At 70.9% G+C, this 24,373-nt stretch carries 23 protein-coding genes and 2 pseudogenes; 10 read left to right on the top strand and 15 right to left on the bottom strand.

The window, feature by feature from the left end; all coding sequences use genetic code 11:
* Positions 1–127 precede the first annotated feature (127 nt).
* From RV986_RS35755 to RV986_RS35735, 5 genes are all read left to right on the top strand, one after another.
* On the top strand, positions 128–1,672 hold the full coding sequence (locus RV986_RS35755; protein WP_475921322.1) for an acyl-CoA synthetase: 1,545 nt from the start codon (positions 128–130) through the stop codon (positions 1,670–1,672).
* Complete coding sequence (locus tag RV986_RS35750) at positions 1,665–3,059, top strand: carboxyl transferase domain-containing protein (protein WP_475921321.1); 1,395 nt, start codon at positions 1,665–1,667, stop codon at positions 3,057–3,059. The genes RV986_RS35755 and RV986_RS35750 overlap by 8 nt, the downstream gene beginning before the upstream one ends.
* Before the next feature lie 339 nt (positions 3,060–3,398).
* Positions 3,399–4,436 carry a rod shape-determining protein gene (locus RV986_RS35745; RefSeq protein ID WP_475921320.1) on the top strand — a complete coding sequence of 346 codons (1,038 nt, stop codon included), beginning with the start codon at positions 3,399–3,401 and terminating at the stop codon, positions 4,434–4,436.
* Positions 4,437–4,638: 202 nt separating this feature from the next.
* The gene (locus tag RV986_RS35740) at positions 4,639–6,186 is read left to right on the top strand and encodes a sensor histidine kinase (protein WP_475921319.1); all 1,548 of its coding nucleotides are present in this window, start codon (positions 4,639–4,641) and stop codon (positions 6,184–6,186) included.
* A gap of 125 nt (positions 6,187–6,311) precedes the next feature.
* Positions 6,312–7,061, top strand: a complete 750-nt coding sequence (locus tag RV986_RS35735) for an SDR family NAD(P)-dependent oxidoreductase (protein ID WP_475921318.1) — start codon at positions 6,312–6,314, stop codon at positions 7,059–7,061.
* On the opposite strand, the gene RV986_RS35730 is transcribed toward RV986_RS35735, so the two are convergent.
* Complete coding sequence (locus RV986_RS35730) at positions 7,058–7,816, bottom strand: SDR family oxidoreductase (RefSeq protein ID WP_475921317.1); 759 nt, start codon at positions 7,814–7,816, stop codon at positions 7,058–7,060. The genes RV986_RS35735 and RV986_RS35730 overlap by 4 nt on opposite strands.
* A 162-nt stretch (positions 7,817–7,978) precedes the next feature.
* Positions 7,979–8,893 (bottom strand): class I SAM-dependent methyltransferase, encoded by a 915-nt coding sequence (locus RV986_RS35725; protein ID WP_475921316.1) that lies wholly within the window; start codon positions 8,891–8,893, stop codon positions 7,979–7,981.
* Positions 8,894–9,514: 621 nt separating this feature from the next.
* On the opposite strand from RV986_RS35725, the gene RV986_RS35720 reads away from it, so the two are divergent.
* Complete coding sequence (locus tag RV986_RS35720) at positions 9,515–10,849, top strand: S8 family peptidase (RefSeq protein ID WP_475921315.1); 1,335 nt, start codon at positions 9,515–9,517, stop codon at positions 10,847–10,849.
* Positions 10,846–11,094 (top strand): hypothetical protein, encoded by a 249-nt coding sequence (locus RV986_RS35715; protein WP_475921314.1) that lies wholly within the window; start codon positions 10,846–10,848, stop codon positions 11,092–11,094. The genes RV986_RS35720 and RV986_RS35715 overlap by 4 nt, the downstream gene beginning before the upstream one ends.
* A 72-nt stretch (positions 11,095–11,166) precedes the next feature.
* Here RV986_RS35715 and RV986_RS35710 read toward each other — a convergent pair whose 3' ends face one another.
* From RV986_RS35710 to RV986_RS35690, 5 genes are all read right to left on the bottom strand, one after another.
* A complete protein-coding gene (locus RV986_RS35710) occupies positions 11,167–11,370 on the bottom strand; it encodes a hypothetical protein (RefSeq protein ID WP_475921313.1) in 204 nt (67 codons plus the stop codon).
* 156 nt (positions 11,371–11,526) lie between these two features.
* Positions 11,527–11,928 (bottom strand): hypothetical protein, encoded by a 402-nt coding sequence (locus RV986_RS35705; RefSeq protein ID WP_475921312.1) that lies wholly within the window; start codon positions 11,926–11,928, stop codon positions 11,527–11,529.
* Between the two features lie 32 nt (positions 11,929–11,960).
* Entirely contained in the window at positions 11,961–13,352 is a 1,392-nt protein-coding gene (locus RV986_RS35700; RefSeq protein ID WP_475921311.1) for an amidohydrolase family protein, read from the bottom strand.
* A 168-nt stretch (positions 13,353–13,520) separates the two neighbouring features.
* Positions 13,521–13,862, bottom strand: coding sequence for an Atu4866 domain-containing protein (locus tag RV986_RS35695; RefSeq protein WP_475921310.1), 342 nt, complete (start codon positions 13,860–13,862; stop codon positions 13,521–13,523).
* On the bottom strand, positions 13,754–14,308 hold the full coding sequence (locus tag RV986_RS35690) for a hypothetical protein (protein WP_475921309.1): 555 nt from the start codon (positions 14,306–14,308) through the stop codon (positions 13,754–13,756). Before RV986_RS35690 ends, RV986_RS35695 begins: the two co-directional genes overlap by 109 nt.
* Before the next feature lie 201 nt (positions 14,309–14,509).
* Here RV986_RS35690 and RV986_RS35685 point away from each other — a divergent pair, with 201 nt between their 5' ends.
* Both RV986_RS35685 and RV986_RS35680 read left to right on the top strand, forming a co-directional pair.
* The gene (locus tag RV986_RS35685; protein ID WP_475921308.1) at positions 14,510–14,839 is read left to right on the top strand and encodes a hypothetical protein; all 330 of its coding nucleotides are present in this window, start codon (positions 14,510–14,512) and stop codon (positions 14,837–14,839) included.
* 13 nt (positions 14,840–14,852) lie between these two features.
* Complete coding sequence (locus tag RV986_RS35680; protein WP_475921307.1) at positions 14,853–14,975, top strand: hypothetical protein; 123 nt, start codon at positions 14,853–14,855, stop codon at positions 14,973–14,975.
* Positions 14,976–14,993: 18 nt separating this feature from the next.
* Here the strand turns inward: RV986_RS35680 and RV986_RS35675 are convergent, their stop codons facing one another.
* The 5 genes from RV986_RS35675 to RV986_RS35655 form a co-directional block, all read right to left on the bottom strand.
* Positions 14,994–15,692 carry an FAD-dependent monooxygenase gene (locus tag RV986_RS35675; RefSeq protein ID WP_475921306.1) on the bottom strand — a complete coding sequence of 233 codons (699 nt, stop codon included), beginning with the start codon at positions 15,690–15,692 and terminating at the stop codon, positions 14,994–14,996.
* A gap of 426 nt (positions 15,693–16,118) precedes the next feature.
* Positions 16,119–16,733, bottom strand: coding sequence for a GTP-binding protein (locus tag RV986_RS35670; RefSeq protein WP_475921305.1), 615 nt, complete (start codon positions 16,731–16,733; stop codon positions 16,119–16,121).
* Positions 16,681–17,121 carry a DUF742 domain-containing protein gene (locus RV986_RS35665; protein ID WP_475921304.1) on the bottom strand — a complete coding sequence of 147 codons (441 nt, stop codon included), beginning with the start codon at positions 17,119–17,121 and terminating at the stop codon, positions 16,681–16,683. The genes RV986_RS35670 and RV986_RS35665 overlap by 53 nt, the downstream gene beginning before the upstream one ends.
* Before the next feature lie 49 nt (positions 17,122–17,170).
* Positions 17,171–17,626 (bottom strand): roadblock/LC7 domain-containing protein, encoded by a 456-nt coding sequence (locus tag RV986_RS35660; protein ID WP_475921303.1) that lies wholly within the window; start codon positions 17,624–17,626, stop codon positions 17,171–17,173.
* 1 nt (position 17,627) lies between these two features.
* Positions 17,628–20,147, bottom strand: coding sequence for a sensor histidine kinase (locus RV986_RS35655; protein ID WP_475921302.1), 2,520 nt, complete (start codon positions 20,145–20,147; stop codon positions 17,628–17,630).
* A 503-nt stretch (positions 20,148–20,650) separates the two neighbouring features.
* Between RV986_RS35655 and RV986_RS35650 the strand changes: the two genes are divergently transcribed.
* On the top strand, positions 20,651–21,805 hold the full coding sequence (locus tag RV986_RS35650; RefSeq protein ID WP_475924554.1) for a substrate-binding domain-containing protein: 1,155 nt from the start codon (positions 20,651–20,653) through the stop codon (positions 21,803–21,805).
* 757 nt (positions 21,806–22,562) lie between these two features.
* Here RV986_RS35650 and RV986_RS35645 read toward each other — a convergent pair.
* The 3 genes and pseudogenes from RV986_RS35645 to RV986_RS35635 all read right to left on the bottom strand — a co-directional run bounded on the left by RV986_RS35645 (position 22,563) and on the right by RV986_RS35635 (position 23,953).
* Positions 22,563–22,809 (bottom strand): annotated as a pseudogene (locus RV986_RS35645) (PIN domain-containing protein).
* A 14-nt stretch (positions 22,810–22,823) separates the two neighbouring features.
* A pseudogene (locus RV986_RS35640) lies at positions 22,824–22,979 on the bottom strand (type II toxin-antitoxin system VapB family antitoxin); the annotation flags it as partial.
* A gap of 689 nt (positions 22,980–23,668) precedes the next feature.
* Positions 23,669–23,953, bottom strand: a complete 285-nt coding sequence (locus tag RV986_RS35635) for a transposase (protein ID WP_475924553.1) — start codon at positions 23,951–23,953, stop codon at positions 23,669–23,671.
* Positions 23,954–24,373: the final 420 nt, after the last annotated feature.

The raw sequence follows: 24,373 nt of genomic DNA, 5'->3' as shown, positions 1-24,373 counted from the left end.
CGTCTCCGTCATCCGTCTCGTCCGTCTCCGTCATCCATCTCACCCCTCCGGCAGGTTTCCCTTCCCCTGGTGTAGGAACGGTTCTGACGGTCACCGCCAGCACCTCCCTACCGGCAAGGAGTCACCCGTGTCCTCCCTCTTCCCTTCCCTGGTCAGCGGCTCGACCGCGCGGCGGCCCGCGTTGCGCTTCGGCGACCGGTCCCTGACGTACGCGGAGCTCACCGCCTCCGCCGGCGCGCTGGCCGCGCGGCTGGACGGCCGGGGGAGGGTCGCCGTGTGGGCGACGCCGTCCCTGGAGACCGCCGTCGGGGTGGTCGCCGCGCTGCTCGCCGGGGTGCCCGCCGTGCCGCTCAACCCCAAGTCGGGGGAGGGCGAGCTGGGGCACATCCTGTCCGACAGCCGACCGTCGCTGGTACTCACCGGGCCGGGCGAGGAACTCCCTGCGGCACTCGGCGAGTTGGAGCGCATCGAGGTGGAGGTGAACGCGGACGGACCAGCCGTCCCCGCGCACTCCACCGAGCCGGACGACCCCGCCGCCCCCGCCCTCGTCGTCTACACCTCCGGCACCACCGGCCCGCCCAAGGGCGCCGTCATCCCGCGGCGCGCCATCGCCTCGACCCTGGACGCGCTGGCCGACGCCTGGCAGTGGACCGGCGACGACGTGCTCGTGCACGGGCTGCCGCTCTTCCATGTGCACGGGCTGATCCTGGGCATCCTCGGGCCGCTGCGGCGCGGCGGGGCGGTGCGGCATCTGGGGCGGTTCAGCGCGGCGGGCGTGACGCGGGAGCTGAGCGAGGGCGCGACCATGCTGTTCGGGGTGCCGACGATGTACCACCGGCTCGCCGAGGCGCTGGCCGAGGACACCGAACTGGCCAAGGCGCTCGGCGGGGCGCGACTGCTCGTGTCCGGTTCCGCCGCGCTCCCGGTGCACGACCACCAGCGGATCACGGCCGCGACCGGGCGCCGGGTGGTCGAGCGGTACGGCATGACGGAGACCCTCATGAACACGAGCGTGCGGGTGGACGCGGAACCCCGGCCCGGAACGGTCGGGGTACCGCTGCCCGGCGTGGACCTGCGGCTCGTCGAGGAGGACGGGACGACGATCGCCTCGTACGACGCCGACGGCACCCCGACCGGTGCGCGTGACGCGGACGGCAACCTCACGGGCCCCTACGACGGTGAGACCGTGGGCGAGATCCAGGTCCGCGGGCCGAACCTGTTCACCGAGTATCTGAACCGGCCCGACGCCACCGCCGCCGCGTTCACCGAGGACGGCTGGTTCCGCACCGGTGACATGGCGGTCATCGACCCCGACGGGTCCGTACGGATCGTCGGCCGCAAGGCCACCGACCTGATCAAGAGCGGCGGCTACAAGATCGGCGCCGGGGAGATCGAGAACGCGCTCCTTGAGCATCCGGCGGTGCGCGAGGCCGCCGTCACCGGTGAGCCGGACGCGGACCTGGGCGAGCGGATCGTCGCCTGGATCGTGCCCGAGGACCCGCAGTCGCCGCCCGCCGCCGAGGAGCTGGCCGACCATGTGGCCCGCCGTCTCGCCCCGCACAAACGCCCTCGTGCCGTGCGCTTTCTCACGTCCCTGCCCCGCAACGACATGGGCAAGATTCTCAAGCGCGCCCTCCCTGATGCCGTCACGAAGGCCCCCCAGCATGACTGAGCGACTCTCCGCCCGCGAGGCCATCGCCCTGGCCGGCGACGAGTTCAGTGAACTCCCCGTACCCATAAGGGAGTTCAAGCAGGATGGTCCGCTGTCCTGGCAGGGGTACGACGACGCGCGGGCCCGCGCCACCGCCCGTACCGGCGAGGACGAGTCCGTCGTCTGCGGCACCGCGGTCGTCGGCACCACCCGTGCCGTGCTGATCTCCTTCGAGTTCGGCTTCCTCGGCGGCTCGCTCGGCGAACGCACCGGAGACCGTCTGGAGGCGGCGTACGCGCACGCCCGCGAGTACCGCCTGCCGGTCGTCTCGCTCGTCGCGACGGGCGGCAGCCGGATGCAGGAGGGCATGCTCGCGCTCACCCAACTCCAGCGGTTGGCACGGCAGTCGGCGCTCGCCCGGGAGGCGGGGCTGCCGCAGATCGCCGTTCTGCGGGACCCGACCACGGGCGGCGGCTGGGCCACGCTGGGCGCGGGTGCCGATGTGACGCTGGCGCTGCCCGGCGTCCAGGTCGGCTTCGCCGGCTCCCGGGTCCGCCCGCCCGACGCGGACCCGGCGGCGTACACGGCCGAGGCCCAGGTGGCGGCGGGCGCGGTGGACGCCGTCGTACGGCCGCAGCAGCTGCGGGAGACGCTGGCGCTGTGGCTGTCCCTGCTCACCACCCCCTCGGCCGAGGCCGGAGCCCCGTCCGCAGCCGAAGCCCTGTCCCCAGCCGGAGCCGGGGTCGAAGCCGCCCCTCCCCCGTCCGCCCTCGGTGTCCCCGGCCTCCCCACCACCGGCTGGGACGCCGTCCAGCGCGCCCGCTCCCCCGAACACCCCCGCGCCACCGCCTACTTGGACGCCTACTTCACGCGCCGCGCCGCGATCGGCGGCGACCGCTGCGGCGGTACCGACGACGGCATGCTGTGCGGGTTCGGCGCCGGGCCCGGGGGACGGACCGTCGCGTACGCGGCCCAGTGCGGTACCGCGACCCGCCCCGCCGGCTATCGCACCGCCGCCCGGCTGGTACGCCTCGCCGGCCGGCTCGGCATCCCCGTACTGACGCTGGTGGACACCCCGGGCGCCGCCAACGACGCGGAGGCCGAGCGGCAGGGCGCGGGCTCCGCGATCGCGGACCTGTTCGCCGCGGTGGCCACCGCCCGTACGCCCGTCACCACGCTGGTGATCGGCGAGGGCGGCTCGGGCGGCGCGCTCGCGCTGGCCGCACCGCACAACACCTGGGCCACACCGGACAGTTACTTCTCCGTCATCGCGCCGGAGCTCGCGGCCGCGATCCTCAAGCGCCCCGCGAGCGAGGTGCGCGCCACGGCGGACCACCTCCGCATCCGGCCCCAGGACCTGCTCGAACTGGGCCTGATCCGGGGCATCGTGGAACACCCGGGGCACTGAAGAGGCCTTGAAGGGACGCTGAAGGAGCGCTGAAGGAGCACTGAAGTGGAACGGCGGCGCCGGCTCCCCTCCCGAGGGGAACCGGCGCTGTCCGCGCAGGGGGACGGACGGACGAGGGCGGCCACCGCCCCCCACCGCCCTTCACGTCATCGGCGTGGATCCCCGCCGGAACCCGGCCGCCGCCGCGCGCCGTGCCAGGGCCCGCCCCGGCAGGACCACCCGTCCAGCGGCCCCCCGCCCGGCCCCCCACAGAAGGCGCCCCGCCCCCTTCCCCCGCACCATGCGATTAAGGACCGCCGCCCGGCGGGGCCCCACGGTCTGCTCTCGGGAGGACCTGCCATGACCGCCAGTCTCGAGCGCTTGCGCCGCTGCCACTTCGCCGTCGACCTGGGCGCGGCCCGGACCCGGGTGTATGTGAAGGGCGCGGGGCTGATCGTCGACCAGCCGAGTGTCGCCGCGATCAACACGAGGAGCGGCGCACTGATCGCGGTCGGCGAGTTCGCGGAGAAGATGACGGGCCGCACCCCCGACTACATCCGGGTGATGCGGCCGGTGTCCGGCGGCACGGTCGTCGACATCGAGATGGCCCAGCGCATGCTGCGCCAGCTGCTCGGCGACAAGGCGCGCCGCGCCCTGCGCCGCAAGCCGCGGCTGCGCGCCGCGGCCTGCACCCCGCACGACGCGGACCCGCTGGCCCAGCGCGCCACGATCGAGACGCTGGTCGGGCTGGGAGCGCGCCGGGTCGAGCTGGTCGACACGCTGATCGCCGCCGCCGTCGGCTGCGGGCTGCCCGTCGAGCAGCCGGAAGCCACCATGATCATGGTGTGCGGGGCGGCCGCCACCCAGGTCGCCGTGCTGTCCCTGGGGTCCATCGTGACCGCCGAACGCATTCCGGTGGGCGGCGAGGCCGTCGACCGCGCGATCGTGCAGCATCTGCGCCACCAGCACGAGCTGATGCTGCCGTCGCAGTCCGTACGCCCGCTGCAGCTCGCCCTCTCCGGGAACGGGCTCACCCCGCACGGTCCGGCGTCGACGGAGATCCACGGGCGGGACGTGGCGACCGGCCTCGCCCGTTCCGTGCAGGTCGACACCGCCGCCGTACGGGACGCCATCCAGACCCCGCTGACCGCCGTGCTCGACGGGATCGGGAAGGTGCTGCGGGCCTGCCCGCCCGACCTGGTGGCCGACCTCGCCGACCGCGGGATCATGATGGTCGGCGGGAGTGCGCTCCTGCCGGGGCTCGACCAGATGCTGCGGCAGGCGACGGGCATGCCGGTGCACATCGCCGAACGGCCGGACGTGTGCGCGGTGCAGGGCCTGGGCTACATGCTGGAGGGCAAGGTCGAGCCACTGCTCCTGGACCCACTGGCGAACTGACGTCCGGACCCCGAAGAAGCACCCGATGCCCGATCCCCGCCCGCATCCCGACCCTGGCCCTGACCCCGACCCTGGCCCTGGTCCCGACCCCGACCCCGACCCCGACCCTGGCCCTGGCCCTGGCCCTGGCCCCGACCCCGACCCTGATGCACCGGACCCCGGTACCAGTGCGCCGGACCCCGTTCCCGATGCCGATCCTGACGTGCCCGAGCCCGTTCCCGATGTGCCCGAGCCCGTCCGTGGTGTGCGCGATCCCGTCCCCCGCCTGCCGTCCCTCCTGGAGGCCGTCCTCAGCGTCGGCACCGACCTCGAACTGCGGGCCACGCTCCGCCACATCGTGGACGCCGCCGCCGAGCTGACGGGGGCCCGGTACGCGGCGCTGGGCGTGGTCGATCCGGAACAGGACGGACTCGTGCAGATCCGTACGGCCGGCGCCGACCCGCCCGAGCTCATGACGGCGGGGCGGCCGAAGGACGCCCTGGCCGTCCCGATCAGCGTCGACGACGAAGTGTTCGGAAACCTGTACCTCTCGGGGAAGCGCGGCGGACCGTTCACCCACGAGGACGAGCAGCTGCTGTGGGTGCTGGCGGCCCAGGCCGACATCGCGATCGGCAACGCCCGGCTGTACGAGGCGGCCCGGCGGCGCGAGCACTGGATCGAGGGCGCGGCCGCCGTCACCACCGCGCTGCTCACCGGTCAGAGCGCGGCCGACGCGCTGATGACCGTCGCCGAACAGGCCCGGCTCCTCGCCGACGCCGCGGCGGGTGTCATCCTGCAGCCCACCGAGGAGGGCGGTATGGAGGTGGTGACCGCCTCCACGCCCGACGACCCCGGTGACATCGTCGGCACCACGATCGAGCCGGGCAGCCCCGTCCTCGTACAACTCCTGGGCGGTGAACCGGTGTTCATCGACGACTCCGCGACCGACCCGCGGCTGACCGCGCATGTACGGCACCGGTTCGGGCCGAGCATGATGCTGCCGCTCCAGGCGGACGGCCGTCTCATCGGCACGCTCGCCCTGCCCCGTCGGCGCGGTGACCGCCCCTACAGCGCGGTGGAGCGGCTGCTCGCCACGCAGTTCGCCTCGCAGGCCGCGCTGGCGCTGGTCCTCGCGGACGCCCAGCACCACCGGGAACGGCTCGCGGTCTACGAGGACCGCGACCGGATCGCCCGCGACCTGCACGACCTGGTCGTCCAACGGCTCTTCGCGACCTGCATGATGCTGGAGTCCACGCAGCGCCGGAGCCGCGCGCGGGCCGAGGCGGACGACGACGTGTACGCGGCCCTCGGCCGTGCCGTCGACGAGCTCCAGTCCACCGTCCAGGAAGTCCGCACGGCGATCTTCGCACTCCAGCAGCCGCCCGCCGACGCCCCCACCACCTTCCGCGGCAAGGTGCTGCGCGAGACGGCGGGCGCGGCGGCGCTGCTGGGCTTCCAGCCGTCCGCCAGGTTCATCGGCGCGGTGGAGACCCGTGTCACGGAACCCGTCGCCGGCCATCTGCTCGCGGCGCTGCGCCGCGCCCTGGCCGCCGCGTCGAACCGCTCCGGGGTGTCCCGCATCGAGCTCACGGTCGACGTGACGGCGACACTGCCCTACGGGCGGGCCGGGGTACGGCTGACGGTCTTCGACGACGGGGACACGGAGGACGGCGGCGCGAAGGACGGGGATACGGAAGACGGGCACACGGAGGACGGCGGCGCGAACCGTGGCGGCGTGGGCACAACCGTCACCTGGCAGTCACCTCTCTGACGAAGAGCCGGCCGCGCCGGGCAACCACGCCACCCCGCACACCACTTGACGCCACCCCATGGCCTCCGTAGCGTCGCAGCCCGTACGCACACATGACCGACATTCACATCCGAGGACGGGACGACATGGCCCAGCGACGTGTGGTGGTGTCCGGCGGCGGTACCGGGATCGGGCGGGCGACGGCGGAGGTGTTCGCCGCGGACGGGGACCGGGTGGTGCTCCTCGGCCGCCGCGAGGACGTACTGCGCAAGGCGGCCGACGCGCTGAACGAGCAGTACGGGCAGTCGACGGCGACCTGGTGCGCGGCGGACCTCGCCGACCCCGAACAGGTCGGCGCGGCACGGGAGTTCATCATCGCGGACGAGACCCCGGTGGACGTCCTGGTGGCCAACGCGGGCGGCAACGCGGCCCCCGCGCACGACGGCACGCTCGCCTCCGTCGCCGAGGCGTACCGCAGCAACTTCGACGCCAACGTACTCACCGCGGTCCTGCTCACCGAGGCCCTGCTCCCCCATCTGCGCCGCCCCGGCGGGCGTATCGTGCAGCTCTCCTCCATCGCCTCGCTGCGCGGCCCGGGGTCGTACGGCGGTTCCAAGGGCTGGATCAACACCTACACCTATGACCTCGCGCGGCGGGTCGGCCCCGAGGGCATCACCGTGAACGCGGTCGCCCCCGGCTTCGTCGGCGACACGGAGTTCTTCGGCGACCGCGCGACGCCGGAGTTCGTCGCCTCCCGGGTCGCCCAGTCGCTGACGGGCCGGCCGGGCCACCCCTCGGAGATCGCCGCGGCCATCCGGTACGTGGCGTCACCGGAGGCCGCCTATCTGACGGGGCAGTTGCTGCACATCAACGGGGGCGCGGCGCTGGGCCGTTAGCCGCCCTGCGAAGAGCGGACCGGCGGGCGCGGCGTCACGGTCACCTCGGGGACGGTGCCGCCGCAGCGCAGTACGACGTCGAGGACGCGGAGGAACTCCTCCACCTCCAGCAGGGAGCCGGTCAGATAGCCGCGGTCCCGCCAGACCGGCATGACCTCGCCCGCGTACCCCCGGTCCCAGCCGTTGGTGAACTCGGTCGTCGAATCCCCCTCACCGCCCGCGCAGTCGCCGACCACGAACCGTGTGAAGCCCACGCCCGGATGCTCGACGCGGAACGCCTCGACGAGCTTCTCCAGGGCCGCCTTGCTCACGTGGTAGGCCGCGAACCCCGGCCAGGACGGCGTGAGCGAGCCGCCGATCGAGGAGAGATAGGCGGCGACCCCGCCCGACGCCGACAGATGCGGGAGCGCGGCGCTCGTGACCAGCGCCGCGCCGATGACATTGGTGTCCATGGCCCGGCGCCAGGTGTCGGCGTCGAGTTTCTCGACCGGGGCGAGCGGGCCGATGCCGGTCGCGTAGACCAGGGCATCGATACCGCCCAGCCCGGCAGCGGCCTCTTCGATCGCCGCCCGGCAGGAGGACTCGTCGGTCACGTCGCAGGCGACGGCGAGCGCGTCCGGTCCCGCCTCCTTCGCCGCGTCGACCAGCCGGTCGCGCCGGCGTGCCAGCAGGGCGACCTGGTCGCCGCGGCGCCCCAGGTCGACCCCTATGCAACGGCCCAGTCCACTCGACGCCCCGACCACCACAGCCTTCATATCAGAACCTCATTCTCAGTTTCCGATAATCCCCTTCCGCCGCTTCTATCACGAGTCGGGGCCGATGGGCAGACCCCCTGCAACGCCTCTTACACACTCACGCCTACACGCCCGTACCTACGGCGCCCGTACCTACGGCGCCCGCAGCCACGGCGCCCGCAGCTACGCGTTCGCGCGCAGATACCCCGAGTTGGCCACCTGACCGAGGAAGGTCAGCCGGGTGTCCGTGGCCATGTGCTTGTCGAAGGCCTCTTTGATACCGGGCCACTTGGGGTGCCCGAAGTCGTCGAGTACGACGATCCCGCCGGGCGCGACGATCTTCTCGGCCCACTCCAGGTCCGCGGCGACGCCCGAGGCGGAGTGGTCGCCGTCGACGATGATCACTCCGTAGGAACGGTCGGAGACCAGGGCGCGCACCTCGGGGTCCTCGGAGAAGCCCTGCTGCACACGGGTCGCGGCACCGGCCGCGCCGACCAGGGCCAGGTTGGTGCGCACCGCGGCACCGCGCACGGGAGTGCCCGTCGGGTCGGCCCCCTCGGTGGTGCCGGGCTGCAGCTGCAGGCCCGCGAGCGGGTCGACGATCGTCAGACTCGGGCTGCGTCCCGCGCGCTCCATCATCCGGATCAGGGCCGCGCCGAACATCCCGTACAGGGTGCCGATCTCGAGGATCTCGTCGTTCGGCGGATCGAGCAGCGGTACGGCGGAGAGCTTGCCGCAGATGTTCATGGTGCCGCCGGCGATCCGGCCGACCCCGAGCGCCTCCAGACCGATGAGCAGCCGGAACGCCTGGGCGATGTTCCGCTCCGCACCGTCCCTGTCCCCGCTCACCTGCGCCAACTCCTCGATGGCGCGGTCGAGATGGACCTGGGCCGGCATGCGCGACACGCCGCGCCCCGTCCCGTCGAACAGCAGCTCGACGGGGCGCTGACGATTGCGCATCGTCGTCAGCTCCTGCTGCAAACCTTCATATCCGTTTCCGACGGAACGGCGGATCTGGCGCTCGATGCGCTGATCGATGAGATCGGCGATCGGACGCAGGGCTCGCCTGGCGGCCTTGCTGGTGAGTAGCGCTCGCATGGCTCTTTGACCCTCGCAGATAGAGGAGAAGTGCTGCGTACACGGGGGGACAGAAGGGACGCACACCCTGATGACGACAGGCTGCGTAGTGGGGACCCAGTGCCCAAAGGACGGTAAAGCCTAAACGTCTCACAGGGAGAAGACAGCGAACATCAGACCGCCAAAGAGGGACGCGTGAATGATGCTTGGGCAACCAGAGGGTTACATGCGGCACGCTGTGCCACGCCACCAGCTGAATGGCGGTTCAGGAGGGGGCGCGGGTCGAAGAGGGCGGGGGGATTTATGGCTCACGGTGCGTGATGGCCGACAAGAGCCCGCTTCGTCACCCCACTGAGCCATTTCCGCTCTTTCGTCCCGAGCGCGTCCGGCAGGGACGGCCACTCCGTCTCCGCTCCCCCGAACGGCGGTACCGCGTTGCGGGCCCCCCTACCCGCTGCCACGGTGTACGAGGGAGCGGTGCCGTGGTGATGGTCTGCCCGGGAACAGCCCTGCAGGCGACGGCACCACGCGTCGATACACGCTGAATCGCGCCCCACCATCCCTGGCGTCGACATTCCGTGCATCGTCGCGTGTCCACACAACGGGGTAATCCACAGAAGTCCACAGAAAGCGGAAACTTCAATGGCGAATGGACCCATGGACAGGCGCGCCTTCGGCGAGCAGCCCGATCGACCCAGCAGCCCCCTGACGGGGCACGGCGCGGAGTACACCGGCCGGTACGTGGTGCTGCTCGACCTGAGCGACCAGGAGAGCGGACTGAACGCACTGCGTGCCGCCGCCGACATCGCACCGGTGGAGCGTGTCCGAGGCAGCGAGTCCGCGAACGTCTCCGAACTCCTTGAGCGCCCCGACGTGTCGGTGCTCTTCGAGGAGCTCGGCGCCGCCGTCGTCGAAGTGCGGCCCGACCAGCGCCACGCGCTGGTGACCACGGCCGAGGCCGAGCCCTCGATCATCGCGGCCGAGCCGGAGCGCATGGTCTACGCCTCGGTGATCACCGCCCCGCAGCAGGCGCCGACCGAGTTCTTCCCGGCCTACCGCAGCGACGAGGGCGTGGTCGAACGCCAGACGAACGCCGAGATCGCCGCCGCCCTGGGCCCGGCCTGGGACGAGCAGATCTGCACCTGGGGCATGCAGGCGATCCGCGCCAACATGTCCAGCCTGACCGGACGCGGTGTGAAGATCGCCGTACTCGACACCGGTGTGGACACCGACCACCCGGACCTGGCCGGGCGCATAGAGGACACGGCCTCCTTCGTCCCCGGCGAGACCGTCGAGGACGCCCATGGCCACGGCACGCACTGCATCGGCACCGTGGCAGGTCCCCTCCGCCCCCACGAGGGCCCCCGCTACGGCGTGGCGAGCGAGTGCCGGATCCTCGCCGCCAAGGTCCTCAACAACTCGGGCAGCGGCACCGACGGCCAGATCCTCGCGGGTATGGCCTGGGCCATCGCGCGCGGCGCACGAGCGATCTCCATGTCGCTCGGCGCCGGCGTCCGGCCGGGTGAGCTCTTCCCGCAGACGTACGAGAAGCTGGCCCAGCGTGCGCTCCAGCTCGGCACGGTGATCATCGCCGCCGCGGGCAACGAGAGCCGACGTCCCGGGCACACCGCGCCCGTCGGCCGACCCGCCAACTGCCCGTCCATCCTCGCCGTGGGCTCACTCGACAAGGCCCTCACGACGTCGTACTACTCCTGCGGCGGCATCAACGGCTCGGGCGGCGAGATCAACATCGCCGCTCCCGGCAGGAACGTCCACTCGGCCGCCCCCGGCGGCGGGTACCAGACGATGAGCGGCACCAGCATGGCCACGCCGCATGTCGCGGGTGTCCTCGCGCTGATCGCCCAGGCCAACCCCAACTCCTCCGCGGAGGAGCTCAAGGCCAGTCTGCTGTCGGGCGCGTTCCCGCTGCCGCAGCCCGTCGGGGACGTCGGCTCCGGTCTGCTCCAGGCCCCGTGAGCGAGCCGTCCCAGGCCGGGCCGGTCGCGGTCATCCTCGCGGTGGACCCCGACCGGTTCGCGGAAGTGGTCGAGGCCGCGCGCCGGGCCGGGCTGACGGTCACGGGCGAGCAGCCGATCCTCGGGACGCTCTCCGGCACGATCGCGGAGGACCGGATCCCGGCCCTTGAGGCGGTCGACGGCGTCCAATCCGTCGACCGGGACCGCACCGTCCGGCTCCCCCCACCCGACTCGCCGATCCAGTGAGTCCGCGAGACGCCCCGGGCCCGCGTCCGGGGCGTCTCGCCCCGGTGCGAACGCCGACAACGACGCCGTCGCTCAGCCCTGGACCAGCACGACGATCCCGCCCACCAGCAGGAAGGCACCGCCCGCGATGGCGATCCCGGCGAGGACCGCAAGGACCGACGGCCGGAGGATCGGTGTGGAGGACGGCCCGGCAGCCGCGCTCAACTGACGGCGGCGCAGCCCCAGCACACGGATACCGGCGAGCACACCGATCAGACCCATGAACAGATACGCCATGACGTCAGCCCTCCATACCGTCGAGTAGTTCCGCCAGCTTACCGATCACCAAAAGCGGGTCTCCCTGGGGGCGGGTCTCCCTCGACGAGGGGTTCGGTTCCGTGGGAAAAGGACGGCGGTGTCGTCGGCGGTGAGCACGGACACCCGCGCGTGGAATCAGCCGTTGCGGAGTTGGGAGGCCAGTGCGGCCAGGGTCTGGGCGGTGGCGGTCAGGCTCTCGACGGCTGCTTCCAGGTCCGCGGCCAGGCGGGGTGCCGGGAGGGTGGCGGGCGTGGGCGTGGGGACCGGCGTGCCGCGATAGCCGATGGGGCCCTCGTTGAAGCGTTGGTGGTAGCCGGTGAACGCCTGACCGGTCGGGGCTTCGACGAAGCGGACCTGGGCGAGTTGGGTCTCGGTCGAGCCGGCGTTGCGGGTGATGTCGAGACGGTAGTGGCGGTAGGCCGTGGTGTTGGCGCGTTCGATGGGGCGCCCCCGGCCGCCGGGGAGGGAACGGCCGGGGGACGGCGGAGGGGGATGCTCGGGCGACGGGGAAACGCGCAGCCGGCAGGGGATGCTCAAGCGGCAGGAGACGCTCCGGCGGCGGTGGACACTCAGGCGGCAGGGGTGTTCAGCACGTACTCGCGCGAGGCGTGCACCTCGCTGCGCAGGGCGGCCAGGTCGACGTCGAGGACCTGGCCGTCCCACTTGCGGGGCTCGCCATCGACGAGCACCGCGCTGATGTTGCGGGCGTCGGAGCCCAGCACGAGGGTGCCGATCGGGTCGTTGAGGGGCATGTTGTTGAGGTCCTCGGCCCGGACGACCAGCAGGTCGGCCTTCTTGCCCGGGGTGAGTGAGCCGGTGACGCCGGCCAGGCCGTTGGTGCGGGCGCCCTGGAGGGTGGCGAAGTCCAGGACGTCGTGGGTGGTGATGCGGGAGGGCTGCCGGTCGGTGCCGTGGGCGGCGTTGACCGCGCGCATCCGCTGGATGGCGTGCAGAGCCCGCATCTGTGTGAACATGTCGCTGGCCAGGGCGACTTCGACGTCGATGCTCAGTCCGGGGCGGATGCCGACGGACAGTGCCTCGTCGACGGCGGGGATCGCGGTCTCCAGGCCGATCTGCGCGTCGGAGGTCGGGGCGAGCGCCACGGTGGTGCCGGTCTCCCCCATCGCCTTCCAAGCCTCGGGGGTCAGCCCGGTGGAGTGGATGAGGGTGACGTCGGGGCCGAGAACGCCGTCCTTGGCCCAGCGCAGTACCGCCTCGGAGGAGGACGTGCCGAAGACGGCGTCCACGCTCACTCCGACACCCAAGTCCTCGGCCACGCGGGCGAGTTCAGGACCGTAGGCGAGTGCCGGTCCGGCGATCTCGTCGGTGGCCAGGGTCGCCAGGCGCAGCGTGAGCAACTGGTCGTCGCTGCTGAAGTACTGGTCCTTGATACGGGTCAGATCGCCCGGCCACTGCCGGTCCCACGCACCGAAGTGCGGGCCCATGGAGGCGTGCACGCCGCGGATGCCGGTGTCGCGCAGGGCCTCGATCGCGGCGTCGGAGTGCTCGCGGGTGCGGGAGTTGTGGGAGAAGTCGAGCATGGTCGTGATGCCGCTGTCGATCGCGGTCAGGGCGGCCAGCCGGGTGCCGGTGTACATGTCCTCGGGCCGGTAGACCGTGGCGTAGCCGGTCAGCGTGGCCATGACGTAGCCGCCGAGGTCGTCGACGTCCGGCATTATCCGGCGCAGCTGGGCCTCCCAGGCGTGCCGGTGGGTGTCGACGAAGCCGGGGCTGAGGATCGTGCCGGTGGCGTCGACGACCACGGCATCGCCCGCGCCGAGGTCGGGCCCGACGGCGGTGATCGTGTCGCCCTCGACGAGCAGGTCGCCGCGGTCGATGACACCGAGGTCGGGGTCCATGGTGACGATGGTCGCGCCGGTGAACAGGATGCGCCGCCGGTCGGCGGGCCGGCGCCGCAGCTCTTCGAGCACGGCGGCGCTGGTGGTGTCGTTGATGTTCATGAGGTGTCCCCAAGAGTGTTGGCGGTCCGGGAGGACCGGGGCGGCGGGGCGGCGGGTGCCGGGGCGGCGGGTGCCAGGACGGTGGGGTGCCAGGGCCGTGGATGCCGGGACCGTGGGTGCCTCGGCCGTGAGTGCCTCGGCCGGAGGGAGGGTCAGCCGGACGGAGGGTCAGCCGAGCTTCATGACGTAGCCCGCGTGGTGCAGTTCGTCGCCCTGGAACTCTCCGTAGGCCCAGAAGCCGAGGTCGTCCAGGTAGTCGATGCGGTCGCCGTCGATCCAGTACCGGCCCTGGTAGGCGTGCGGGCGGCCGCCCCGGGTCTCGTCGTAGCGGCCGTCGGCGGTGAGCCCCTGGTGCAGGAAGTCGTTCTTGTCGATCCAGACGCCGACCCGCGGACTGCCGGTCAGGTCCCCGGCGCCCGGGATGCCCGTCTCGGGGGCGGTGGCCCCCCGGCGCCCGGGATGCCCGTCTCGGGGGCGGTGGCCCGGCCGGGGGCGTCGACGCCGGCCCACAGGGCGGGCCGACCGGCCGCGACGAGTGCGCGGACCTGCTCCGGCCGGGTCATGAGGGTGGCCACCGCGCTCGGCACGTCGGCGGCGAGTTCGTCGGGCAGCACCAGGAAGTCGGGGGTGTTGCCCGGGGTCAGCGTCGCGACGTACTCCGAACGGTGACCGCGGCCGCCGGCCAGCGCGACGGTGTCCACGACCGCGGGGGCGATGGTCATGCCGGTGCAGTCGACGACGACGGCGTTGTCGTCCTGCGCCGCGGTGACGATGGCGGGGCCGACCCCCACGATCAGGGAGCCGACGAACAGGAGGTCGGCGCCGGTCAGGGTCCCGATCAGCGGGTCCATCGTCAGGATGCGGGCGCCTGTGAACAGGACCGGGCGCCCCTCGTCGTTCGAGAGGATCGCGTCGAGGGCCTCGGGGTTCCAGCTCAGGCTGTCGGTGATGCTCACTGCGTGCTCCTCGGTGGAGTCGGCTCATCGGTCTGCCCGATGCGCCAAGTGGGCGCCAGTGCAGTCCGAGGCGGATGTGGCGGATGTGGCGGATGTTCGGCAGCTACGGCGGCTGCCCGACCACCAGGTTCGTCGCGCGGTGGAGTCGGAACCAGGCCGCCGTGTCCCCAGGTGTCGCGCACCCACGATCCGTTCCGCCGTATGCGACCGAGGGGGCACGGGGCGGTCTCGGACGGCCCGCGCCGCTCCCGCACCGCACGAAGAGGGCCCAGCCGCTCGCGACGCTGGGTGCGCGGCACCCAGGAAGCCCTCACCCGGGGAGACGGCGGCCTGGTTACCACCGGCCGCCGGGCCTGGCTCTACCCGCTGCTGCGCAGGGTGGCCCCCGGGTATGTGACGACGACCGACCACCTGGGGCGCGCCGTGATCGCCGTCGTGGCGCTCCAGGGCGGCAGCCCCACGGTGCTCTCCAGCCGCGACATCAACCGGCTCGGCGCACCTGCTCCGACCGGCACCGCACCCATGCGGTGACGAGCCGCGTGCGGTGCATGAGGTCGGCGCGCACCTGGTACGCGAAGGTCCGGCCCGCGTCGGCCGTCACGGCCAGGTCGACGCGCTCCACAACACCAAGCTGGTGGTCACTGCTCCCGCTCCGCTCCAGCCGTGAACGGGCCGGTTGCGGGGGCTACACACTTGTCGACGACGGTCTTCTCGCCGGCTGCCGAGCCCTCCGAGCAGAGCCGTCCACCCCCGCCGAACGGCGAGTGCACATGCGCGGCATCGCCGCGAGCAGTACCCGGCCGTGGCGGTACGACTGTGCCTGCCGCGCGTTGTCCGACCATCGGGTCGCACGCCCGTGCAGGCCCGTGAGAGTGACCTCGACGCCGGTGACCTCCCGTACCACGTGCTGCAGTTCCTCAAGCGTCACGGGCGCGTCGCGGTCTTCCGGCTGCGGCGCGAACCGGGCCACCAGGATGCGCCCCGGGATCGGTCCGTGGGCGTAGATACCGCGCGGTGTCCATGTCCATCCGCGGCCGAGCTTGCCCGGGTCGTCGAAGTCGGCGACCGCCTGGTAGCCGACCAGGTGCGGATCGGTGCCGGCGAAGTCGGTGCCGAGCTGCTTGCGGATCACGCTGCGGCCACCGTCGGCCGCGACGACCCATCCGGCCGCCATCTCGCCCTCGCTGGTCTCCACCACGACATCGGCGTCGTCGCCGAGGTTCTCGCCCGTGCTGTGCACACCGTGCACCTCGATGCCGCGGCGGATCTCGACGCCGAGGCGGGCGCAGTGCTCGCCGAGCAGGATCTCAAGGTCGTACTGGGGCACGAGGATGCCGCCCGCCACCACGGCGTGCGCGGCCAGCACCGGATCGCTCTGGTCCACCAGCAGTGTTGCTGGTCAGAAGGTTTCTTCACGCGTAGCGCGGAGTGGGGCGGGTGGGACTCGAACCCACGGCCGACGGATGATGAGTCCTTTGAGGATCTTGGCGACCCTTGTCCATCAACGCCGATTTCTGGCCTCTTCGCAGGCCAGAGAGGGCGAGCACGGTCGGTACCGCTTGGTCTTTGTCAATCTGTTCCTGTCTTTGTGTCCCGAACGCGTCCCGAACGCGTCCCGAACGCCTGCAGGATCGACCGGCTCAGCCGACCCGGGGAGCCGCGCGGAGGGCGACGCCGGCAAGTTCTGGGGCGTGCCGAGCGAGATCGGCGACACCTTCGAGGGACTGAGCGGCGTCATCGGCAACCTCGGCCCGTTCCCCGCGTCCTGTCCACGTCGCGGATGTGGGCACAGCCGACCGGCCTTCCGCCATCAGGGCATCGCGGCGGCTTCCGCGCGGGACACGGCGACGTCCAGTACGGCCAGCAGCGCGTCGCGGACCGAGCCCGTCTTTCGTGCGTCGAAGACGATCAGTGGTACGTGCTCGGCGATGTCCAGTGCCCACCGCACCTCCTCGAGGTCGTGTTCGACCTCCCCGTCGAAAGCGTTGACGGCGACCGCGAAGGGGACGTTCCTGTGCTCGAAGTAGTCCACCGCCGCATAGCAGTCGTCGAGTCGGCGGGTGTCCACGATCACCAAGCTGCCGAGGGCGCCCTCCACCAGGTCGTCCCACATGAAGCCGAACCGGTCCTGGCCCGGGGTGCCGAACAGGTACAGCTTCAGTGTCGGGTCGATGGTGACGCGGCCGAAGTCCATGGCGACCGTGGTGGTGGTTTTGCCCGGAGTGTGGCTGAGGTCGTCCACTCCCGCCGCGACCTGGGTGATCGCGGCCTCCGTGGTCAGCGGTCGTATCTCGGATATCGAGCCCACGGCCGTGGTCTTGCCGACTCCGAAGCCGCCGGCGATGACCAGCTTGACCGGTGTCGGCGGCTGTTCAGCTGGTGTCACGGAGTGTGTCCCGTGAGTCGGGAACGGCACGGAGACCATTGATAACCCTTCGCAGTACGGAGAGATCCTGGGCGATCGCGGCGTTCGGCCGATGGACCGCGAGATGCCCGGCGGCACGCAGGTCCTCGACCAGCACGCGCACCACGTTGAGGTGCAGTCGCAGCCCGGCGGCCAGTTCCGCCACCGACAGCGGTCGCCGGCTGGCCGCGACGATCTCCTGGTGTTCGAAAGTGAGCGAGTGAAGGGCCAGGAGCCCGGCCGAGGTCGACACCACCTGGGCCTCCACCGGCATCGGCAGGCCGGTGCCGCCTGCCGACACCCGCCCGGTGGTCAGGAGGAACGGCCGGATCGCGGGGGCGCGGCGTCGCGGCTCCGGCGAGCCCTCGGCGTCCCCTGCTGCCTCGTGTGGTGGTCCGACGACGGACATCACGATCCCTTCACGATGTGCCTGCACCCGTGCCCCGGCTCGGGGAAGGTCAGCGGGCCGACTTCGCGCCGACACTGTTCTTCAGCTCCAGCACCAGTTGGGGAGTGAGCGCGGCCCCGGTCCGTTTGGCGAAGACGGTCATCGCGTAGGCGATGTTGCCCAGCTTCGCGGCCTCGGAGGTCACGATGCCGAGGACGGCGCCGGCTCCGATGGCCGACACCAGCACATGGCCGTGCTCCAGGTCGAGGATGACCTTGTTGAGGCCGCCGAGACCGTAGTTTCCGGATACGCCCGCGGCAAGACTCGTCAGACCGGCCACGATCGCGGCGAGCCGTTCGGAGTCGGCCTGCTCCCGCAGCTGGGATACGGCGATCAGCAGGCCGTCGGACGACACCGCGATGACGTCGGCCACGCCGGGGGTGTCTGCGGCGAACCGCTCCAGCAGCCAGGTGAAATCGGCCGCGGCGGCTCGCAGGTCGGTCGGTTCCGGCTTCTCGGAACTCATGTCAGCTGTCAACGTGGGCACTGCCCGGCTCCTTCTGGGATTTCTGCTGCTGAGATGGTTCGGGCCCGGTCGGAGCATGGTCGTAGTCCTGCTCCGCCTGGAGTACCGCGGCTTCGAACGCGTCGAGTTCCGAACGGACGGCCTCGGCGTCCAGGAGCTGTGGTACGGGCGACGATGTCCGGTCGACCGGGGAAGCGGCCCGGGCGAGTGTCGCTCCCCGCTCCCGCCGACGCAGTGGCCGGGAGGTACGAGGTGATGGCGGTTCGTCCGCGGCGACGGTTCGCTCCGCGTCAGTCCGCGCGACGGTCCGTTCCGCGGTGGTCGGGCCCGCGTCGGCGGGGGGCGCGACGCGCCGGGGCAGCTCACCGCGCGGCGACGGAGCCCCCGGCCGCTGAGGGGGGACGGCGGAGGCAGCGGCCGGCAGCGGCCCGGTGGTCCCCTTCCCCGTCCTCGCCGGGAACGGCGTCACGTTCGCAACCGGGCCCGTGGTCACGGGCTCCGGGAGGTCCACGGGGCTCATGGCCGACAGGAGCGCGGCGGGGACCCACACGGTGGCGCTGACGCCGCCGCCCGGCGTACGGGTCAGGGCCACCCGCACATCCCAGCGCCGGGCCAGGCTCCCGACCACGAAGAGACCGAGCACCTCGGTCGGTGCGAGATCGAGCCGTTCCCGGCGGACCAGCCGGGCGTTCTCCTCGGCGAGGCGTTCGGCGTTCATGCCGAGCCCGTGGTCGATGATCTCGATCAGAGTCCCGCCGTCCTCGGTGACGTCGGCGCCGGGGCGGACCACCACCTCGACGGACGTGTGGGAGGGGGAGAACGCGACCGCGTTCTCCAGCAGTTCGGCGAACATCAGGGTCAGGTCACCGATGATGTCGGGCTCGACGGTGACCTCCGTCTCGGACCGCAGGGACACCCGCTCATAGCCCTCGATCTGGGCGAGCGACGCACGGATGACGTTGGCCAGGGGGATCGGCCGGGACTCGATGCCGCTCTCCCGGATGCCGGCGAGCAGCATCAGGCTGTCGGCGTTGCGCTGGAGGCGTACGGCGATGTGGTCGATGCGGTATAGCTGTTCGAGGAGTTCGAGGTCGGTCTCCTCGCGTTCCATCGCATCGATCAGAAGCAGCTGACGGGTCGTCAGGAGGCTTACTCTGCGGCCGACGTTGCCGAACATCTCGGCCACGTTGCGGCGGCTCAGTACCTGTCGCTCCAGCAACTGTGCGGCGGCCACCTGTACTTGGTTGAACACCTCGGCCAGTCCGCCGATCTCGTCGCGCACCGGGACGGGGATCGGCCGCGGCTGCAGCGGGGTGGTGTCGTCGGACTCGTCGTCCGCGACCCGGGCCAGTTCCTCGCCCGCCACGTCGACCACCTGCTGGGCGGCGTCGGTCAGGGCCACCAGGGGACGTACGACCGAGCGCCGGACCAGGACACAGAAGGCCAGCCAGACGACAAAGCCGAGAACGGCCAGACCGAGCAGGTACAGCGAGCCTCGCAGGGCGTCCGTGGAGGCGGTGTCGGCCTCGGCTGCGGTCTGCTCGATCAGCGACCGGGTGATGCCGAGGCGGGTCTCGGACTGGCGCGTTCCGTCGGCGATCGCACTGCGCAGTTGCGCCGGTGTCTTGCCCTGCAGGGCACCGGGATCGATCTGCAGCTGCGCGAACTGGGCCTTGACTCCGTTCTGCTCCGCGCTGCGCTCGATGCCGTCCATGGTCAGCACCTGGCCAGGGGTGGCGATCCGCTGGAACCGGCGCGCCTGCTGGTCGTAGAGGGCATGGGAGTCGACTGCGCGGCTGTACTCGTTGAGGGCGTTGGCGTCACGGGTCTGCGCCGAGAACACCGCGCTCTCGAAGGACGCGTGGGCGGCGTCGGCGCGCAGCACCGTGTCGAGAAGTGCCGTGACCGTGGACGAAGAAGTGCCGGAGTAACGGTCCAGACCGATGCCGTCGATCAGATAGTCGACCGCGGAAGCGTAAGCGGGGTCGATGTCGGCGACGGCGACGTAGCCCCGTTCGAGCCTGTCGCGCAGGACACCGAGGCGGCGGATGTAGTCGAGCGCCTGCACCTCCTCGGGCGACAGGCCCGCGCCGAACGCCGTACGCACGGCGGCGACCTGCGCATCGGTGTTCCGCTGCGCCCGGCGGTACTCGTCGGCCGGCGGCAGCGAGGCTCCGGGACGGACCTCGTCGTACTGCACGGACAGCACGAGCGCCTGCCGGTGTTCGGCCTGTACGTCGTTGACGAGCTTCGCGACCTGTTCACTGTCACGCACCAGTTCCGCGATCCGGCCCGCGTCCTGGGCCTGCCGGGCCTGGTCGTAGGCCGCGATTCCGAGAAGCAGGCCGACCGCCGCGATGGGCGCGATCACCAGGACGTTGAGCTTGCGGCGGAAGGGCCACCGGTCGAGGAAGCCCACCGCTGTCGGACGCGACCGCTGACTCCGGTCGGCTGTCCCCGGTGGCTCGGGGGCGAGCGGCGGGTTCCCTCTGTTCCCGGACACCCGGGCCTCCTTCGACATGTTGCTGAGCCGCGGCAGCCGCGTCGTACTGGACCGCCGGTGGCCGGCAACGGACGTGACGCATTCACGGCGTTCGCCGCTGAGAGGAACGCATAGATCACGCCAGTGACTGAAACCGGCTGCGTGAGCGTAACTGCACCTTCAGCGACTTCACAGGTTTGGAATCATCAAAAATTGATCACGAAATTCTTACTGGCGGCCAACAGACCGTGACGTCTCGGCTGCGGCGGCACACGCCACCTCGCAGGCCGCCGACCGATGTATGGTGCCGGGCGGGGGAATTGACGCGAACCAACCGGTTGAGCATGATCCTCGGCAGCAAGCTTGCTGCCACCCCGAGCCACCACTCGGGAATCGCCGCCACGCCGTAGTCGCCGCAGGCCTCTCCGTCCGAGGCGCGGCGGGCCCTCGGACGGTGATCACACGCCGGAGCCCTCACCCGACCCTGAAACTCCTGTCCCCACAGCCCTGCCTGCCCTCTCATGCCCCGTGTTGGAGACCTCGTGCACCCCACCTACAAGGCGGCCCTGACGGCGACCGCCCTCCTGGCCACCGCCACGCTCGTCGCCGGCTGCGAGAGCGGCTCCCAGACCGCCGAATCCGTCAGCGCGTCCTCCGGCGGCTCGTCCAGACCTGGCTGCCCCAGCGCCCTCTTGCAGGCCAAGCGGGACGTCAAGGCGGCCGAGGACGTCAACGCCCCTTGGTCCGGGCCGACCAGCGGGCCCGCGGTCGTCCCGGACCGGAGCATCGTCTACATCGCCCAGACGCTGACCAATCCCGGCGTCGAAGGCGTCGCCAAGGGCGTCCAGGAAGCCGCCGACGTCATCGGCTGGCACGTGCGCACCATCAACGGCCAGGGCACGTCGGCAGGGCTCAAGACCGCCTTCGACCAGGCTCTCGCCCTCAAGCCCGACGGCATAGTCATCGGCGGTTTCGATCCCTCCGCCACCGCCGAGCAGGTGGCGCAGGCGAACGCCGCCGGCATCCCGCTGATCGGCTGGCACGCCGTCGGCGCCCCCGGCCCCAGCGCGAACCCGAAGCTGTTCAGCAACATCACCACAAGGGTCGAGGACGTGGCGAGGCTCAGCGCCGACTGGATCATCGCGCAGTCCAACGGCCGTGCGGGCGTCGTGCTGTTCACCGACGCCACCATCCCGTTCGCCAAGCACAAGTCCGACCTGCTCAAGAAGGAACTCGCCACCTGCTCCGGCGTGACGCTGCTGAGCTACGAGAACATCCCGATCGCCCAGGCCAACAGCCGCACCATCGGCAGGGTTTCCTCCCTTGCCGACCGCTTCGGCAACAGGTGGACCCACTCCGCCGCAATCAACGACCTGTACTTCGACTACGCGGGCTCCGCCCTGCGGGCCGCCGGAAAGAACGGTGCGGGCGCCCCGTTCAACATCGGTGCCGGTGACGGCGACCCGTCGGCCTTCCAACGCATCAACGGCAAGGAGTTCCAGGCCGCCACCGTGCCCGAACCGCTGTCCGAACAGGGCTGGCAGATCATCGACGAGTTCAACCGCGCCTTCGCGGGCAAGCCGTCCAGCGGGTACGTCGCCCCCGTCCACATCACCACCGCGGCCAACAGCGGCGGCGCGCCGTCCTGGGACTCCGAGGGCTACCGCGAGGCCTATCGCAAGATGTGGGACAAGTAGCCACCTGGCAAACCCTCGGGCGACCAGGGAAGAAATCGATGTCGCGACCACCGGCCGCGCCTGACAGGCGGCCGAGCCACAACTGGAACAACCTCGACCGAAGGCCTCCGGCTGCACAAACATCACTGACGACCTCGGGGGAAAGAGTGAGCGGCGTCCTGCCCATTTCCCCCGAGGTCGTTACGCCGTCCCCGTCGGCGACGACGGCTTGCCCGCAGACCTGCTGGGCCGTTTCGGTACGGGCCGTTGACCCGCACAGCAGCCAGTCACGGCGAACGGCCCCGCGCTCCAGGTATGGAGCATCTCAGCCCGCCGCCACCGGCGCCTTCCGCCGGCTCCCACTGGCCGACGTCATCCGTAGGGGCCGCGCGTTGCGTCGCGCGGCCCAAGCGTGTCGTGCTTGCCCAGGTACGTCAGGCCGACGCGCACACGCCGGTGCGGCGGGAGTGTGCATCGTCGGTCACCCTCGCCGCTGACGATGAGCTTGGTGGCTCGGCCTCCAACTGCGCGGGGGCCTCGTGCATTGCGCACCATCGGCATGACCCGATCGATGACCGTGCTGAAAAGGCTCCCTCATCCCGACGGGACAGTGGTCGCAAGGGGCGGACGCGACACAAACGTGCACTGGTGGACCTGGACGGTGCGACGGCCGCCCTCGGAGGACCGACCAGGTGTGCAGGCCGCGCACCGGCGCACTGACGTCGGCATCGAGCAACGAGCGGCCGGGAGCCGGACACCACGGACGGACCCCTGGAGATCAGGCGCGCACGTCACGCTCCTGCACTTCCCTGAGCACTCCGGCCACCGTCACGAAGTCGTTGTCCACGTGGAGAACGGAGCGCCAGGCACTCTTGGGGAACCGGTTGCGGAGTGGAGGAACTCGGTAGCGTCGGCTAGCAGAGGCGGAACACCCCGGCGGCGATGTGCCCCTCCCACGGCCCCAGTGCCCCAGGAGTGCGGAACAGGTGCCACAGGGCGGAGGTGTCCAACAGGTAAGTGATCACCCGAACGCCGCGCGCCGGGCAGCGAGCTTCTCGGCCGCGTCAAGCCGCTTGATCCGTGCGACGTAGTCCCGAAGGGCCGCGTTCACGGTCTCCTTCTTCGTCGTGGTACCCATGAGCCGCATGGCTTCGGCCGGCGCCTCGTCATCAAGATCAATCCGCGTGAGGACCACCACCGAAGCACTCGAAGCACTCCGCGCGGATCACGTCGGACGGACGCCGGACCTCCTACCGTGGTCGCGACACCGATGCGGGACGCAGACATGCCGCCCGAGATGGATCCAGCATGGGCGTGACACGCCCGACGCGGAGAATTCCACGGCCTCAATATCGGCCTCAACGCCCGGAAAGCACGCCCCGACAGGGGTACCAGGACCCCTCAACCCACCTGATCCACCAGCAGCGTTGCTGGTCAGAAGGTTTCTTCACGCGTAGCGCGGAGTGGGGCGGGTGGGACTCGAACCCACGGCCGACGGATTATGAGTCCTTTGAGGATCTTGGCGGTCCTTGCCGATCAACGCTCATCTTTGACGTGTTCCCAGGTCAGATGGGGTTATCCATGTGGGTGCTCCTCAACCCTTGTCAGTCTGTTCCTGTCCTTGCGGCCTCAACTCGGCCTCAACGAGGCCTGGCAGAATCACGCTGAAGAGATAGAGGACGATCGCGCCAGTTCAAGGACGAGATTTCGAACCCGCGCGCAGCGGAATCCCTTACCGATGCGGTAAGTCCTGGCCTCTCGGCCTGTCACTCCAGCGTCGAGGTCACCGCCCAGCCGCACAGGCGTTCACGGTCGGGGGACTCGGTCTTCCCTGTGCGCGGCGGCCGACGCGCCGCACTCGTCGGCGACTGTCGAGGGACTGGGTCATGTCCGCGGGAGTGGTGTATTGACGGCCACTCGGTGATCTCGTTCAGGCGGAGTGAGCCGCGCTGGTCCTTCACCCGTCTTGGTACGCCTGGTGGAGGATCCCACCAGTCTCGGACCGGCATCGTCTTGCGGCAGGTACTCGCACTGTGTCCCGGAGCGCAGGGCGTACAAGATCCCGCGCAGCACTTCCCGGTTGAACAAGGCCTTGGCCTGGATACGGGACCTGCGCTCACACTGCGGCAGCACCGGTTCAAGCCGGTCCCACAGTTCATCCGACACGATCCACGGTGACGTCCCTGCACCGGACCGAAAGCTCGACTACCGCGCTGAACACGACGATCAGCGCAGTTCCACCTCGTGGTGTTAGCCGTTGTTGAAGGCGATCTTCCGGACGGCCGCGCACGTCATAGCACCCTGGCGGCCGTGGTTGCGTGCCGCTCCTTCTCGAATGTTGCACTGCGAGTGAGTCAATATCTGTGCTCTTGAGGTGCGAGTTTGACGGACCACGCCGTGAGAGTTTGACGGACGATACAGAGAGAGTTTTTGCCGCAATGAGCGGAGTGAAATTATTCAACCGACACGGGCCGTTGCGGCATGCTACTGTCGATCTCAGTTGCAGTCGTGGTTCCCAAAACTTCAAGTGCTCCAACCCGGCTCTTGCCGACGAGGGCGCTTTTGTATTTCCGGTCATTTTCCGGGTGG

Source organism: Streptomyces sp. RLA012 (assembly GCF_056270325.1).
The sequence above is the reverse complement of the archived record's forward strand: the minus strand, read 5'-3'. Positions and strand labels throughout refer to the sequence as shown.

What these genes read in the sequence shown, in the direction of transcription:
- RV986_RS35655 (WP_475921302.1), bottom strand. Translation starts at nt 20,147, where the DNA reads ATGTCGAAGGAGGCCCGGGTGTCCGGGAACAGAGGGAACCCGCCGCTC.
- RV986_RS35665 (WP_475921304.1), bottom strand. Translation starts at nt 17,121, where the DNA reads ATGTCCGTCGTCGGACCACCACACGAGGCAGCAGGGGACGCCGAGGGC.
- RV986_RS35735 (WP_475921318.1), top strand. Translation starts at nt 6,312, where the DNA reads ATGGCCCAGCGACGTGTGGTGGTGTCCGGCGGCGGTACCGGGATCGGG.
- RV986_RS35710 (WP_475921313.1), bottom strand. Translation starts at nt 11,370, where the DNA reads ATGGCGTATCTGTTCATGGGTCTGATCGGTGTGCTCGCCGGTATCCGT.
- RV986_RS35670 (WP_475921305.1), bottom strand. Translation starts at nt 16,733, where the DNA reads ATGGTCTCCGTGCCGTTCCCGACTCACGGGACACACTCCGTGACACCA.
- RV986_RS35745 (WP_475921320.1), top strand. Translation starts at nt 3,399, where the DNA reads ATGACCGCCAGTCTCGAGCGCTTGCGCCGCTGCCACTTCGCCGTCGAC.
- RV986_RS35720 (WP_475921315.1), top strand. Translation starts at nt 9,515, where the DNA reads ATGGCGAATGGACCCATGGACAGGCGCGCCTTCGGCGAGCAGCCCGAT.
- RV986_RS35685 (WP_475921308.1), top strand. Translation starts at nt 14,510, where the DNA reads ATGCGACCGAGGGGGCACGGGGCGGTCTCGGACGGCCCGCGCCGCTCC.
- RV986_RS35660 (WP_475921303.1), bottom strand. Translation starts at nt 17,626, where the DNA reads ATGAGTTCCGAGAAGCCGGAACCGACCGACCTGCGAGCCGCCGCGGCC.
- RV986_RS35725 (WP_475921316.1), bottom strand. Translation starts at nt 8,893, where the DNA reads ATGCGAGCGCTACTCACCAGCAAGGCCGCCAGGCGAGCCCTGCGTCCG.
- RV986_RS35730 (WP_475921317.1), bottom strand. Translation starts at nt 7,816, where the DNA reads ATGAAGGCTGTGGTGGTCGGGGCGTCGAGTGGACTGGGCCGTTGCATA.
- RV986_RS35750 (WP_475921321.1), top strand. Translation starts at nt 1,665, where the DNA reads ATGACTGAGCGACTCTCCGCCCGCGAGGCCATCGCCCTGGCCGGCGAC.
- RV986_RS35700 (WP_475921311.1), bottom strand. Translation starts at nt 13,352, where the DNA reads ATGAACATCAACGACACCACCAGCGCCGCCGTGCTCGAAGAGCTGCGG.